The 13,897-nt window shown below is 69.1% G+C and carries 11 protein-coding genes and 1 other RNA gene; 8 read left to right on the forward strand and 4 right to left on the reverse strand.

The window, feature by feature from the left end; genetic code table 11:
* Window positions 1-115: 115 nt before the first annotated feature.
* Window positions 116-1,975, forward strand: a complete 1,860-nt coding sequence (locus WG898_RS14715; RefSeq protein WP_339603537.1) for a serine/threonine protein kinase — start codon at window positions 116-118, stop codon at window positions 1,973-1,975.
* Between the two features lie 47 nt (window positions 1,976-2,022).
* Window positions 2,023-4,440: a protein kinase domain-containing protein gene (locus WG898_RS14720; protein WP_339603538.1), complete on the forward strand. Its 2,418-nt coding sequence runs from the start codon at window positions 2,023-2,025 to the stop codon at window positions 4,438-4,440.
* A gap of 26 nt (window positions 4,441-4,466) precedes the next feature.
* Here the strand turns inward: WG898_RS14720 and ffs are convergent.
* Together ffs and WG898_RS14730 are read right to left on the reverse strand one after the other, a co-directional pair.
* Window positions 4,467-4,564: signal recognition particle sRNA small type (ffs, locus tag WG898_RS14725), an RNA gene on the reverse strand.
* Window positions 4,565-4,716: 152 nt separating this feature from the next.
* A complete protein-coding gene (locus WG898_RS14730; protein WP_339603539.1) occupies window positions 4,717-5,841 on the reverse strand; it encodes an AIR synthase related protein in 1,125 nt (374 codons plus the stop codon).
* A 168-nt stretch (window positions 5,842-6,009) separates the two neighbouring features.
* On the opposite strand from WG898_RS14730, the gene dnaX reads away from it, so the two are divergent.
* Genes dnaX through recR form a run of 3 tightly spaced genes read left to right on the forward strand, consistent with a single transcriptional unit; the run spans window position 6,010 to window position 8,849 of the window.
* Window positions 6,010-7,914 carry a DNA polymerase III subunit gamma/tau gene (dnaX, locus tag WG898_RS14735; protein WP_339603540.1) on the forward strand — a complete coding sequence of 635 codons (1,905 nt, stop codon included), beginning with the start codon at window positions 6,010-6,012 and terminating at the stop codon, window positions 7,912-7,914.
* Window positions 7,915-7,933: 19 nt separating this feature from the next.
* Window positions 7,934-8,260 carry a YbaB/EbfC family nucleoid-associated protein gene (locus WG898_RS14740; protein ID WP_339603541.1) on the forward strand — a complete coding sequence of 109 codons (327 nt, stop codon included), beginning with the start codon at window positions 7,934-7,936 and terminating at the stop codon, window positions 8,258-8,260.
* 7 nt (window positions 8,261-8,267) lie between these two features.
* Window positions 8,268-8,849 carry a recombination mediator RecR gene (recR, locus tag WG898_RS14745; protein WP_339603542.1) on the forward strand — a complete coding sequence of 194 codons (582 nt, stop codon included), beginning with the start codon at window positions 8,268-8,270 and terminating at the stop codon, window positions 8,847-8,849.
* Between the two features lie 9 nt (window positions 8,850-8,858).
* Here the strand turns inward: recR and WG898_RS14750 are convergent, their stop codons facing one another.
* Both WG898_RS14750 and gloB read right to left on the reverse strand, forming a co-directional pair.
* The gene (locus tag WG898_RS14750; protein ID WP_339603543.1) at window positions 8,859-10,445 is read right to left on the reverse strand and encodes a transglycosylase SLT domain-containing protein; all 1,587 of its coding nucleotides are present in this window, start codon (window positions 10,443-10,445) and stop codon (window positions 8,859-8,861) included.
* A complete protein-coding gene (gene gloB, locus WG898_RS14755; protein ID WP_339603574.1) occupies window positions 10,442-11,242 on the reverse strand; it encodes a hydroxyacylglutathione hydrolase in 801 nt (266 codons plus the stop codon). The genes WG898_RS14750 and gloB overlap by 4 nt, the downstream gene beginning before the upstream one ends.
* A gap of 61 nt (window positions 11,243-11,303) precedes the next feature.
* Between gloB and WG898_RS14760 the strand changes: the two genes are divergently transcribed.
* The 3 genes from WG898_RS14760 to WG898_RS14770 all read left to right on the forward strand — a co-directional run bounded on the left by WG898_RS14760 (window position 11,304) and on the right by WG898_RS14770 (window position 13,887).
* Window positions 11,304-12,131, forward strand: coding sequence for a class I SAM-dependent methyltransferase (locus WG898_RS14760; protein WP_339603544.1), 828 nt, complete (start codon window positions 11,304-11,306; stop codon window positions 12,129-12,131).
* Entirely contained in the window at window positions 12,128-12,601 is a 474-nt protein-coding gene (gene rnhA / locus WG898_RS14765; RefSeq protein ID WP_339603545.1) for a ribonuclease HI, read from the forward strand. Before WG898_RS14760 ends, rnhA begins: the two co-directional genes overlap by 4 nt.
* Window positions 12,602-12,738: 137 nt before the next feature.
* Window positions 12,739-13,887, forward strand: a complete 1,149-nt coding sequence (locus tag WG898_RS14770) for an efflux RND transporter periplasmic adaptor subunit (RefSeq protein WP_339603546.1) — start codon at window positions 12,739-12,741, stop codon at window positions 13,885-13,887.
* Window positions 13,888-13,897: the final 10 nt, after the last annotated feature.

Raw genomic sequence — 13,897 nt, forward strand, 5'->3', positions numbered from 1 at the left:
CTACCGCCGCCGCACGCTTTTGGGTCAAATGCTTACAAATTGAATCTGGCCATGGAGGGCCAGCCTAGCCGTGTCCGACGCCCCGCCTGCCCCCGCCGCCCCATCTGCAGCTCCCATGCGCCGCTTCGGGCGCTTCGAGCTGCGCGCCCTGCTCAACAAGAGCGCGCGCAGCATGCTGTGGCTGGTGCATGACTCGCGCCATGGCCAGGAGATGCTGCTGGCGATGCCGCGCCAGGCACCCAATAGCGAGGCGGCGATGGCGCATTGGCTCAAGACGGCGAATGCCGGCGCGCGCGTGCAACACCCCAACCTGGCCCATGTGATCGAGGTCGGTCGGGTCGAGCAATGGCCCTTCGTGGCCTACGACCGCGCGCTGGGCGAAACCCTGGACGAGCGTCTGGCGCGCCAGCCGGCGCCCACGCCGCTGGAGGCCGCCGACTGGGTCTGCCAACTGCTCGAAGGCTTGGCCTTTGCACATGAGGCCGGCCATGCGCACCGCGATATGCAAGCTGCCTACCTGCTGATCGACGCCGCCAACAAGGTGCGCCTGGCTGGGCTGGAGGTGGCGCAGGAGGTGTTTCCGGCCAATGTGGACTTCAACACCGTGACGCGCCGCGCGGTGCGCGAGTCGGCCGAAGAGGATGTGCTTTGTGTCGGTCTGATCCTGCACCGCATGCTCAACGGTCGACCTGTGCTGGAGCAGCAGGACCTGCAGACCGCGGTGCAGCAGATGCAGCCGCTGGGTAAGGAGCTGGTGCGCCTGGGCTGGGAGACACCGCATCCGATTCCCGAGCCGCTGCGCGCCATTGCCAATCGCGCCACCGACCGCCAGGCACGCCAGCGCTACCACCTGGCGCGCAGCTTCTTGCGCGCGCTTGATGGCTGGCGCACTGCGGCCGCCTATGAGCAGGGCGGTCCGATCGCGCTGCTGATGGACAAGCTGCAGCGCATCGGCCATCTGCCGGCCAGCTCGGGCAAGCTCCACCGCATCGGTCAGTCCTCCTCACTGGAGGCCCAGCATGCCAGCGCGCTCTCTAGCCTGGTGCTGCAGGATATGGGACTGAGTCTGGAGCTGCTGCGCCGTGTCAACAACGCACTCAGGCAGCAGGGGGCCACCAGCGGCGGCACGGTGCTGAATATGCAGCGCGCCATCGCCATGCTGGGACTCAATGGCCTGCAGCAGGCGGCGCGTTCGCTGAAACCCTGGCCTGGGCCGCTCGGCGAGGTGCAGGCGGCGCTCTTGCGCAGCCTGATGACGCGGGTTCACAAGGCCGGCATGGTGGCGCAGGCGCTGCGTCCGGCCGGCTATGACGGCGAGGTGGTCTACCTCATCACGCTGCTGCAGAACCTCGGCCGTCTGCTCCTGCAGTACCACTTTGCCGACGATGCGCAGCAGATCCGCCAATTGATGCAGCCGGGCGAGGCCAGCGAGGACAACCCCAATCCGCAGGGCATGAGCGAGGTGGCCGCCGCCTATGCGGTGCTGGGCTGCGACCTGAATGCGCTGGCCCTGGCGGTGGCGCGCTACTGGGCGCTGGGCGAGGAGGTGATGCACATGATGCATCGCCAGGCGCCCGATGCGCCGGTGCGCCATGCGGAGGGCGATGCCGAACTGCTGCGCCTGACCTGCAGCCTGGCCAACGAGCTGATTGATGCGCAGCTGCTGCCCGAGGCCAAGCGCCAGCCGGCCATCGAGCTGGCCACGCGGCGCTATGCGCGCGTGCTGGGCCTGGGGCTGCGCGATGTGTTGCAGGCCCTGCATCCCGAGCAGGCGCGGCATGACGGCGATGCCCCGCCGCGGCCGGCCGGGGTGGACATCGCCGAGGCGAGTTTCAGTGCGCCGCAGCCCACCGCGCCCGGCGCGCTCGATGACGGTGCAGAATCGATGGCGCCGCGCGGCGGCGCTGCCCCGCTGCCCAAGGCCTCGACGCTCAGGGCGAAACTGGGCGGCAAACCTCCCGAGGAAACGTCCTGAGTTCGTCGTTCAGCAGCCTGCGCCAGCCCAGAGTTCAAAGGTCCACCATGTCGTCCCCGCCCCCCGTCTCGCAGCCACCCGCGGCCATGGGGCGCTTCCGTCCGATCAAACAGCTAGGCCTTGGGGCCCAGGCCACCGTGTGGCTGGCTCATGACCCGCGGCTGGACCGCGAGGTGGCGCTGAAGGTGCTGCACAAGGGCGCCGAGCCTAGCAGTGTCGATGCCTGGCTGCACGAGGCGCGCGCGGTGGCGCGGCTCACGCACCCAAACATCGTGCCGGTGTTCGAGGCCGATATGCAGGGCGGCCAGGCCTATATGGTGTTCGAGTATGTGGAGGGGGGCACGCTGTCCGACAAGCTGCGCGGCGGCCCCTATGCGCGGGCTCGCGATGCCGTTGAGCTGATGCTGGGCGTGCTGGACGGGCTCAGCGCCGCGCACGCGGCCGGGTTGGTGCATCGGGATCTGAAGCCCTCCAACATCATGATCGACGCCAAGGGGCGCGCCCGCGTGATGGACTTCGGCATCGCCGCCTGGCTGTCGGATGGCGGCATGCCGCAGCACGTGGTGGGCACGCCCGGCTATATCTCGCCCGAGGCCGCCAGGGGGCTGGCGCCCAGCCCGCAGATGGATGTGTTCGCGGCGGCCGTGATGCTGGCCGAGATGCTCTCCGGGCAGCGCCTCAATTTCCACCGCGACCCGTGGACGGCGGTGCGCCGTGTCATCGAGCAGGAACTCTCGCTGCCCCATGGCTTGGGTGCGGACGTGGACGACAAGCTGCGCGCCATCGTGCAGCGTGGCCTGGCGCGCGACCCGGCCCAGCGCTGGCAGAGCGCGCGTGAGTTTCATGACGCCTTGGCCGACTGGCTGCATCCGGCCGCGCAGGCCGAGGCCGTCGAGGCCGCCGAGAGCGCGACGCTGGAGTTCCTCTTGCGCCGCATGCGCCACAAGACCGATTTCCCGGCCATGTCCGACGCGATGGGTCGCATCCAGCGGCTCACGCAATCGGAGCACGAGAGCCTGGCCAGCATTTCGAACGAGATCCTCAAGGACGTGGCGCTCACCCACAAGCTGCTGCGGCTGGTGAACACGGCCCATTTCAGCCATGCCGGTGGTGGCGGCATCACCACCGTGTCGCGCGCCGCGGCCCTGATCGGCTTTGCGGGCATACGCAATCTGGCCATGTCGCTGATCCTGCTCGAGCGCATGGAGAACAAGGCCCATGCGCAGCAATTGCGGGTGGAGTTTTTGCGCTCGCTGATGGCGGGCTCGCTGGCGCGCGAACTCTGCAGCGCCACGCGCGAGAACGAGGAGGCCTTCCTCGCCGCGATGCTGCAGAACCTGGGCCGCTTGCTGACCGAGTTCTACTTTCCCGAGGAGGCGGAGCAGGTGCGCCGCATCACGCGGCCGGAGCGCCGCGCCGGCGCCGCCGCAGCCCCGCTCAGCGAAGCCGCCGCATCGGCCCAGGTACTGGGCCTGAGCTACGAGCAGATGGGCCTGGGGGTGGCGCGGCAATGGGGCCTGCCCGAAGCTTTGCAGCGCGCCATGCGCCGCCCGGAGGGCGAGGCGCCCAACAAGGCGGTGGACGTGCCGGCCGAGCGCCAGCGCTGGCTGGCGCGCGCCGCCAACGATGTGGCCGACCTGATCCTGCATTCCGACCCGAGCGAGGCTCATGCCAAGGTCAAGGCGATGGCGCAGCGCTACTCGCGTGCGCTGGGCATTTCCGCGCAGGACTTCGATGCCGCGGCCGACCTGGCGCGCCGCAACCTCTCGCAGATGGCCGAGGCCATGGACATCCGCCTGCCCAAGAGCTCGCCCGGCCAGCGCCTGCTGGCACCGCTGAGCCCGGCGCCGGGCGACAGCCTGTCGCCGCACGAGCTGCACGCCACCGCGGTGATGTATGAACCCACCATGGTGCTGGACGAACGCCAGGTTTCGCTGGAGCAGGCCGCCGAGACCCTGGCCGCGGGCATCCAGGACATCACCAATGCGATGGTCGAAAACTTCAAGCTCAACGAAGTGTTGCGCATGATTCTGGAGACGATTTACCGCGGCCTGGGATTCAGGCGCGTGGTGTTCTGCCTGCGCGACCCCAAGACCGAGACGCTCACCGGGCGCTTTGGCCTGGGCGAGGGCGTGGAGGCGGTGGCGCCGCTGTTCCGCGTGCCCTTGCGGCACCCGCCCGGGGCGCAGGTCGATCTGTTCGCCGCGGTCTGCCAGAAGGGGGTCGACACCCTGATCGTCGACGCCACCGTGGCCAAGATTGCCGAGCGCCTGCCGGCCTGGTTCATGGGCGCGCCCAAGGCCGCCAGCTTCCTGATCCTGCCCATGGCCATGAAGGGCGCGCCCTTCGCAATGATCTATGCCGACAAGGCCACGCCGGGCGGCATCGATCTGGGCGAGAAGGAGTTGTCGCTGTTGCGCACGCTGCGCAACCAGGCGGTCATGGCGTTCAAGCAGGCGAGCTGAGAACGCCGATCAGAAGGAAGAGGGGGGTTGACGAGCCTTACCCCCGGCACTGGTCACAACGGCTAGGGCTGCTTGGTTCCCCACCTGACCCGGTTGGCCGCGCTTCCATGCGAGGAGGCCCGTCAGCGGGCATTATAGCCCCTCGGCCGAGGGTACTCGGCCGGTCCCCCGAGGGGACGCGCAGACGCGCGGGGGGTGCCCCGCGCGTACCTGCGCTTGAGTCGCCCTTGGGGCGGCCCGGCGGGCGACTCAAGTCAACGCCGGGTGCTTTCGGCGTTAGCGCAGTTGCAGATCGTCGTCGCTAAAGCGGATGTTGAGCGGCTCGATCAGCAGCTGCTTGGGGCCGTCTTCCAGCGCACCCGCCACCCAGGCTGCTATGCCGCAGGCCTTGGCCACGGCCACGGTGCGCTCGGCGTCTTCGGCCTTCACGAAGATGGCAAAACCTGCCCCCATGTTCAGCGTTGAATAGGCCTCGCGGTCGTCCTGCTTGGCATGCTCTTGCATGAACTTCAGCACCGGCGTCACCGGCGGCACGGTGTGGATGCGGTAGGTGAACTGGGCCGGGTGGCGCAGCAGCTTGCGCCAGCCATGGCCGGTGATGTTGGCGCAGTAATGCGGCTGGATGCCGGCCTTGTAGAGCGCCTCGGTGACGGGTGAGTACAGCACCGTGGGCGCCAGCAGCGCCTCGCCATAGCTCAGGCCCGGCTCCACCTCGGTGAGGTAGCCCTGGGGCAGGCGCTCCACCAGCTTGCGCGCGAGCGACAGGCCATTGGCGTGGATGCCGCTGGAGGCCAAGAGCACGATGGCGTCGCCGGCGGCCAGCTCGTCGCCCACCGAGAGGCGGCTCTTGGGATTGATGATGCCGGTGCAGGAGGCCGCCAGGTCGATGCGGCCTTCTTCCACGATGCCAGCCAGCGCCGGCGTCTCGCCGCCGCCCCAGGAGACCTGGCAAATGTCGCAGGCCTTTTTCCAGCCGGCCACCAGGGTCTGGGCGCGCTCGGCATTGCCGAACCAGTCGGAGCCACCCGCGGCCCAGTAGGCCTGCACCACCAGGGGCGTGGCGCCCACCGTGATGAGGTCGTTCACCGCCATCGCGATGGTGTCCTGGGCGATGCCGTCGTAGTAGTTCTTGCCGGTGAGCTTGTTCATCTCGTCGGCCACCAGGGTCTTGGAGCCCAGGCATTCGACGATGGAGGCGAGGTAGAAGGGCCCCACATCAAGCACATAGGCGGACTCGCCGCGCGAGGCCGTGACCTCGCTGAAGCCATGCGCGCCCATATGGACGGCGGTGGCGGCGGCGGCGCGCTGGGCGCTCACCTTGAGGGGGTCGATCAGGTCGTAATTGACCCCGGCTTGCTCGTAGCTCAGGGTGTCCGGGGAGGAGGGGGCATGCGTGCTCATACTTGCATTATCGTTCACCCCTCGCCTGCGAATACGCAGGCGGTCCCCCGAGGGGACGCATGCTCAGGCGGGGCGTGCCCCAGCCTGGGCATGCCATTGTCGCCCTTGGGGCGGCCCAGCGGGCGACAAAGCCCAGGCCGCGCTGGCGCGGCCCCATAGAATGCCGGGATGAGTTACCAGGTCCTCGCGCGCAAATATCGCCCCCACAGCTTCGAAGAGCTGGTGGGCCAGGAGCATGTGGTGCAGGCCCTGGCCAATGCACTCACCCAGCAGCGCCTGCACCATGCCTATCTGTTCACCGGCACGCGCGGCGTGGGCAAGACCACGGTCTCGCGCATCCTTGCCAAGAGCCTGAACTGCACCGGCCCGGATGGCAATGGCAGCATCACCGCCACGCCCTGCGGCGTGTGCGAGGCCTGCCGCGACATCGATGCCGGCCGCTTCGTTGACTATGTGGAGCTCGACGCGGCCTCCAACCGCGGCGTCGAGGAGATCTCGCAGCTGCTGGATCAATCGGTCTACAAGCCGGTGGTGGGGCGCTTCAAGGTCTACATGATCGACGAAGTGCACATGCTTTCCAACACCGCCTTCAACGCCATGCTGAAGACGCTGGAGGAGCCGCCCGACTACCTGAAGTTCGTGCTGGCAACGACTGACCCCCAGAAGGTGCCGGTGACCGTTTTGTCGCGCTGCCTGCAGTTCAATCTGCGCCCGATGGCGCCGCAAAACGTGCTGTCGCACCTGACCCAGGTGCTGCAGGCCGAGCAAGTGCCGGCCGAGCCCGGCGCGCTGCGCCTGCTCGCACGCGCAGCGCGCGGTTCGATGCGCGACGCGCTCTCGCTCACCGACCAGGCGATCGCCTTTGGCGCCGGCCAGTTGCAGGAGGCCGGCGTGCGCCAAATGCTGGGCACGGTGGATCGCGGCCATGTGATCGCCATCCTCGATGCCCTGATCGCCAGCGACGGCCCGGCCGTGGTGGCCCAGGCCGACGGCCTGCGCGATCTGGGCCTGTCGGCCGCGGGGACGCTGGAAGACCTGGCCAGCACCCTGCAGCAGATGGCGGTGGCCCAGGCCGCGCCGGGCGCGCTGGACGAGCAGGAGCCCGAAACCGCCGAGGTGCAGCGCCTGGCGGCCCAGTTGCCCGCCGACGAGGTCCAGGTGATGTACAGCATGGCCCTGCACGGCCGCGCTGAACTCTCGCTGGCGCCGGACGACTACGCGGGCCTGGTGATGGTGCTGCTGCGCATGCTTAGCTTTCGCCCCGCCGAGGATGGCGGCGAGCGCGCCGTGACGCCCTCGGCCAGGCCGCAGGCAAGACCTGCCCCCGTGGCGATGGCGGCACCCGCTGCCGCACCGCTGCTGCGTGCCGCAGCGCCCAGCATGGCGGTGAAACCGCTGACGGCAACGGTGGCCAGCGAGCCCGTTCCCAAGCCATTCCCCGCGCCGGCCAGTGCCGACAGCCCCATGAGCGCGCGCCTGCGCCCCAAGCCGGTGGAGCGCGCGCCCGCGCCCGAGGCGGGCGACGAGCCGCCGCCCTGGCTGGATGTGCCGCCGGCCGACGACGAGGGGGCGGCGCTGGCCGAGGCCTCGCTTGATGCCGGCGCGATCGAAGGCGAGGCCCCCCCAGCCGGTGCCGAGGGCGACTATGCCTCCACCGCCGGCGCCGAGATCCCGCTCGTGCCCACCGCGTTGGGCGAGCGTTGGGCCGGCGTGATCAAGCAACTGGGTGTCACGGCCCTGGTGCGCGAACTGGGCATGCAGGCCGAATGCATAGGCATAGACGCGCAGGTCCAGCCGCAGCGCTGGCGTTTGCGGGTGGAACGCGAGTCGCTGCGCCAGCCGGCCTTGAAGGACAAGCTGGAGGCCGCGCTCGCCGCACATCTGCAGGCCGCTGCCGTGATCGAACTGGAGCCCGGCCTGGCCCAGGATTCGCCCGCGTTGCGCGACGCCACCGAGGCGCGCGCACGGCAACGCCGCGCCGAACAAATCATTCTCGAGGACCCCTTCGTCCAGCAACTGCTGACGCAGTTCCGGACGGCGCGCATCGTGCCCGGGTCTATCAAACCACACTGAACTCCAAGGAGAAATTGACATGATGAAGGGTCAACTGGCCGGTCTGATGAAGCAGGCCCAGGCGATGCAGGACAACCTCAAGAAGGCGCAGGACGAGCTCGGCAATATCGAGGTCGAGGGCCAGTCGGGCGCGGGTCTGGTGAAGGTCACCATGACCTGCAAGCACGACGTCAAGCGCGTCAGCATCGACCCCAGCCTGCTGGCCGACGACAAGGACATGCTCGAGGACCTGGTGGCCGCCGCCTTCAACGACGGCCTGCGCCGTGCCGAGGCGGTGAGCCAGGAGAAGATGGGCAAGCTGACGGCCGGCATGCCCCTGCCTCCCGGCATGAAGTTCCCGTTCTGAGCGGCCGTTGAGCGCGCTTGAGCAACTGATCGAGGCGCTGCGGCGCCTGCCCGGTGTGGGCCAGAAGTCGGCGCAGCGCATGGCCTACCACCTGCTGCAGCATGACCGCGAGGGCGCGCAGCGGCTCTCGGCCGCGCTCGCCGCGGCGGCCCAGCAGGTCCAGCATTGCCAGCGCTGCCATACCTTCAGCGAGGCGGCGCTGTGCCCGGTGTGTCTGGACACCACGCGCGACGCCAAGCTGTTGTGCGTGGTGGAAACGCCGGCCGACCAGGCGGCGCTGGAGCGCACCGGCTCCTACCGCGGCTATTACTTCGTGCTGCAGGGGCGCGTCAGCCCGCTGGACGGCATCAGCACCAAGGACATCGGCGTGGCCGAGCTGCTGGAGCGCGCGTCCGACGGCCTGGTGGAGGAGGTCATTCTGGCCACCAGCTTCACCGCCGAGGGCGAGGCCACCGCCCATGTGGTGGGCGAGGTGCTGCGCGCGCGCGGCCTGCGTTCCACCCGCCTGGCGCGCGGCGTGCCGGTGGGCAGCGAACTCGAGTATGTGGACCTGGGCACCATCGCCCATGCCCTGGTGGATCGGCGCTGACGCCGCGCTTCAGCGGCGCTGGTTGAGCTGGCGCGAGATCGCCGGCGCGCCGTTCATGGCCGTCACGGTGCGCCCGCCGGCGCGCAATGCCGGCGGCTTGGCTTCGGCCTGGGCGGTGTAGACCACCACCGGCTGGCCGGGTTTGAAGCTCGCCTTCACGCCCACCTTGTTCCACTGCGCCACCTGGCCGGGGCTGACGCGCCAGCGCTTGGCCACCGTGGCCACGGTCTCACCCTTGCCGGCCTTGAGTGCGACACGCCGCAGCGGCGGCACGTCGGGTGCCAGGCTCATGCTGGCGTTGTCGGCCAGATGCTCGGAGACATCCTGGTCGCGGTGTGCGGTGCGCGGCACCAGCAGGGTCGAGCCCTGCTTGACGAGCATGCGTGCCGGGATCTTGTTGAGTTCGCGCAGCTGCGCCTCGCTCATGCCCAGCTGCTTGGCCGCCTCGGCCGGCTTCATGGTCTTGGGCACCACCCAGGCGGTCCAGCTGGCCAGCGGGCCGCGGTTGACGGCCTGGTGCGCGGCCAACTGACCGATGAAGACGGCGGCGTTGTCGTAGGGCAGCAAGATCTGACCCCCGGCCTCGCCGCCGGCCTTGGCCAGTATCACCGGCTGGTTCATCTGCGGGTTGAACTGGCGGAAATGCTGTTCGCTCATGCCGGCCAGACTCGCGGCCAGGGCCACATCCATGTCGCGCTCGATCTTCACCGACAGGAAATAGGGGTGGTTGGCCACCGGCGGGAGGCTCAGGGCATAGGCCTCGGGGCGCAGCACGATGTTCTTCACCGCCTGCAGCTTGGGCAGGTAGTAGCGCGTCTCGTCCGGCATCTTGATGCTGTCGTAGTCGGTCGGCAGCCCCGCCTTCTGGTTGCGCGCGATCGCCTTGCTGACATTGCCCTGGCCCCAGTTGTAGGCGGCCAGCGCCAGCTGCCAGTCGCCATCAAACATCTTGCCCAGGCGGCCGAGGTAGTCGAGCGCGGCGCGCGTGGAGGCCAGCACGTCGCGCCGGTCGTCGCGGAACACGTTTTGCTTGAGCGCGAAATCGCGGCCGGTGGCGGGCATGAACTGCCACATGCCGGAGGCCTTGACGCGCGAGGTGGCGTCGGTGACGAAGGCGCTTTCGACGAAGGGCAGAAGGGCCAGCTCGGTGGGCATGCCGCGCTTTTCCACTTCCTCAACGATGTGGAACAGATAGCGGCTGCCGCGCTCGGTCATGCGCTGTACGTAATCCGGGCGGGCGCTGTACCAGGCCTCGGCGCGGCGCACGCCCTCGTTGTCGAGCTCGGGCATGGCAAAGCCGCGGCGGATGCGCGCCCACAGGTCGGCCTGGGCGGCGGAGTCGTTGAGGTCGATCTTGGCGCCGGGGTTGAGGCTGTCTTCCAGCAGGGCCATCGATTCGCTCTCGGCCTGGCGAAACACCTGTTGTGCGGTGTCCGTGGTCTTGGGCGGCAGGGCCGCGGCCACGCTCTCAACGGGGGCGGCGGCGGTCGGCGCGCCCGCATCCGGGGCGGTGCTCGCGCAGGCGCCCAGCAGCAGGGCGGCCACCAGGCTTGCGAGGGTCAGGACTTGCCTGGGAGGGCTCAATAGCATGCTCATCGATAGTCGTTCTTCCATTGCCGCAAGCTGGCGAATACCGCGAGCGGCGAAGCGTCGGCGGCACTGGGGACCTGCTGGTGTTCGCTGCGCCATCGCAGTGCCGAGGCGATCACGTCGGCGGCCGTGCAACGCAGGAACGGGTTGATCTCAAGTTCGCGTGTCAGGGTGGAGGGCAGGGTGGGCAGGCCGGCCGCACGCTGCGCCTCGCACCAGGCCTGGTACTGCTGCAGGGCCTGGTTGGCGGGCTCTATGGTCCGCGCAAAGCGCAGATTCGACAAGGTGTATTCATGCGCGCAGCAAACCCGCGTGTCGCCCGGCAGTGCCGCCAGCTGCTGCAGCGAGGCCAGCAGCTGCGCCGCGCTGCCCTCGAACAGCCGGCCGCAGCCGCCGGAGAACAGGGTGTCGCCGCAGAACAGCAGCGGCGCCGAGCCGTCGCTGGGCGCGTCCAGCACGAAGGCAATATGACCGGCGGTGTGGCCGGGCACGTCCAGCACGCGCAGGCGCTGGCCCAGCAGCGTCAGGCTAGCGCCGCCGCTGAGCGGCTCATAGGGACCTGGAATGACCTCGCCGGCCGGCCCCCAGACCTGGCCCTGCAGCACCGCACGCAGCTCGGCCAGGCCGCCCACATGATCGGCGTGGTGATGGGTCACTAGAATGCCCGCTAGGCGCAGCGACAGGGAGCGCAATGCCTGCAGCACCGGCGCGGCATCGCCTGGATCAACCACCAGGGCTTGAACGCCGTCATGCAGCATCCAGATGTAGTTGTCCTTGAAGGCGCTGATGGGGACCAGATGCAGGGTGGCCAGGTTCATGCAGTGCGCAAGCGAGTAGAAGTAATGCAGTAATGCGGCAAGGGCGATGACACGCGAATCCCAAATTGTAGAGCTCGCCGCCTGGTTGCAGACGCCGCCCGGGCGCTATCTGCTGGCCTGGGAGCAGGCGCGGCTGGACGAGGCAGTGGCCGATCTGTTTGGCTTTCACGCCCTGCAGCTGGGCCTGCCCGAGCTGCAGAGCCTGCGCGGCAACCGCATGCCGCACCGCTGGCTGGCGCTCGATTCGCTCGAGCAGACCCTGCTCGACTGGCCCCTGGACGAGCGCCCGGCGGCGGTGTCGCTGCACTGCGAGTTCGATGCCTTGCCCTTTGAGTCCAGCAGCCTGGACCTGGTGGTGCTGCCGCATGCGCTGGAGCTGGCGCTCGACCCACACCTGACGCTGCGCGAGGTCGAGCGCGTGCTGCGTCCGGAGGGGCGGCTGGTCATCCTGGGCCTGAACCCGGCCAGCCTGTGGGGCTTGAGGCAGAATCTGGGGCGCCTGGCCAGCCGTTTCCGGCTGCGTCGCGATCCGCCCCTGTTCCTGCCGCGCGCCGGTGACTTCATCGGCTACTGGCGCTTGCGCGACTGGCTGCGCCTGCTCAGCTTCGAGGTCGAGCAGGCGCAGTTCGGTTGCTACCGGCCGCCGCTGCGCAGCGCGGCCTGGCTGGCGCGCTGGCAATGGCTGGAACGCCTGGGGCCGCGCTGGTGGACCGTGCTGGGCGCGGTCTACTTCGTGGTGGCGGTCAAGCGCGTGCATGGCATGCGCCTGGTCGGCCTGGCGCGCCAGCAGCGTCGGCAGGCACGCGGCGCCTCGGCGGTGGCCTTGAATTCGCATCCTCACCCTTCCTCTTCCTCTTTGATACGAGATCCATGACAGAACCCAAAGTGGCCGCGGCCCAGATTGCCAAGCCCAGCGTCGTCATCTACACCGATGGTGCTTGCAAGGGCAACCCCGGCCCGGGCGGCTGGGGTGCCTGGTTGAGCGCCGGCGGCCATGAGAAGGAAATGTGCGGCGGCGAGGCCAACACCACCAACAACCGTATGGAGCTTACCGCGGTGATCGAGGCGCTGGCCTCGCTCAAGCGCAGCTGCCAGATCGTCATCTACACCGACAGCGAATATGTGCGCAAGGGCATGACCGAATGGATGGCCGGCTGGCAGCGCCGCGGCTGGAAGACCGCCGACGGCAAGCCGGTGAAGAACATCGAGCTCTGGCAACGCCTGGACGCGCTGCGCAAGCTGCACCAGGTGGAGTGGCGCTGGGTCAAGGGCCATGCCGGCGACCCGGGCAACGAGCGCGCCGACGCGCTCGCCAACAAGGGCGCGGCCACGGTTGGCCGCTGAGACGAGCGCCACTGTGCGCAGGGCGCCCGACGCGCCCTATTCGCGCCCTGAAAACTGGCTTTGATCGCAGCGTGCTGCCGCTGGGCGCCTGAAAATCGCCAATCGCCGCTACAGTGCGCGCTCGGAGACCCGCGCGCATGAGCCTGAGCAAGAAGACCCACACCGTTGTAGCCCTTGTTGCCCTGGCGGGCCTGAGTGGCCTGGCCTATTGGTGGCAACACCGCCCCGAGGGCAGCGTGGCCGCGGCCGTCGCGCCCAAGGCAGGCAATGCCGGCGGCCCCACCCCGGTGGAGGGCCGCGCCGTCGAGCTGCTGACGCTTACCGACGATGCCCAGGCGGTGGGCAGCCTGCGCGCGCGCCAGTCGGTGCTGCTCAAGCCCGAGGTCAGCGGCCGCGTCGTCAAGCTCGGTTTCAGCGATGGCCAGCGCGTGCGCCGGGGTCAGGTCTTGATACAGCTGGACGATGCCTTGCAGGCCGCGCAATTGCAGCAGGCCGAGGCCCAGGCCGGCATTGCCCGCACCCAGCTGCAGCGCAATCGCGAACTGCTGGCACAGAACTTCGTCTCCGCCAGCGTGGTGGATCAGGCGCTGGCGGCGCTGCAGGTGGCCGAGGCCCAGGTGGCGCTGAGTCGCGCCCAGCTGGCGCGCATGCAGGTGCTGGCGCCGTTTGACGGTGTGGCCGGCATCCGCAATGTCAATCTGGGCGAATACGTCAAGGACGGCGCCGAGTTATTGAGTGTCGAGGATGCCTCCTCGATGTGGGTGGACTTCCGCCTGCCCGAGCGCTATGTGCCCAGCTTGAGGCTCGGCCAGCCGGTAGAACTCTCGCTGGATGCGCTGCCCGGGCGCAGCTTCACGGCCAGGGTCGAGGCGCTCGACACCCAGTTGGATGTGGGTGGACGTTCGATGCTGGTGCGTGCGCGCCTGGACAGCCTCGGCAGCGCGCTGCGCTCGGGCCTGTTCGCGCGCGTGCGCGTGGTGTTCGCCACGCGTGAGCGGGCCCTGGTGGTGCCCGAGGAGGCACTCGTGCCGCTGGGCGGCAAGCAATATCTGTTCAAGCTGGTGGATGCTGCGGGCGGCAAGCAGGTGCAGCGGCTGGAGGCGCGCCTGGGCCTGCGCGTGCCCGGCAAGGTCGAGGTGCTGGACGGCTTCAAGGCCGGTGACTGGGTGGTCACCGCCGGCCAGTCGCGCCTGACGCGTGGCGAAAACCAGGCGGTCAAGCTGGTCGACGTGGACAAGCAGGGCGGCACCGCCGCCAATGCTGCGGCTTCGGCAGCCAGCCGCTAAGGGGCAGATG

Source organism: Paucibacter soli, from assembly GCF_037482845.1.
In the GTDB taxonomy this organism is placed as follows: Bacteria; Pseudomonadota; Gammaproteobacteria; order Burkholderiales; family Burkholderiaceae_C; genus Paucibacter_B; species Paucibacter_B soli.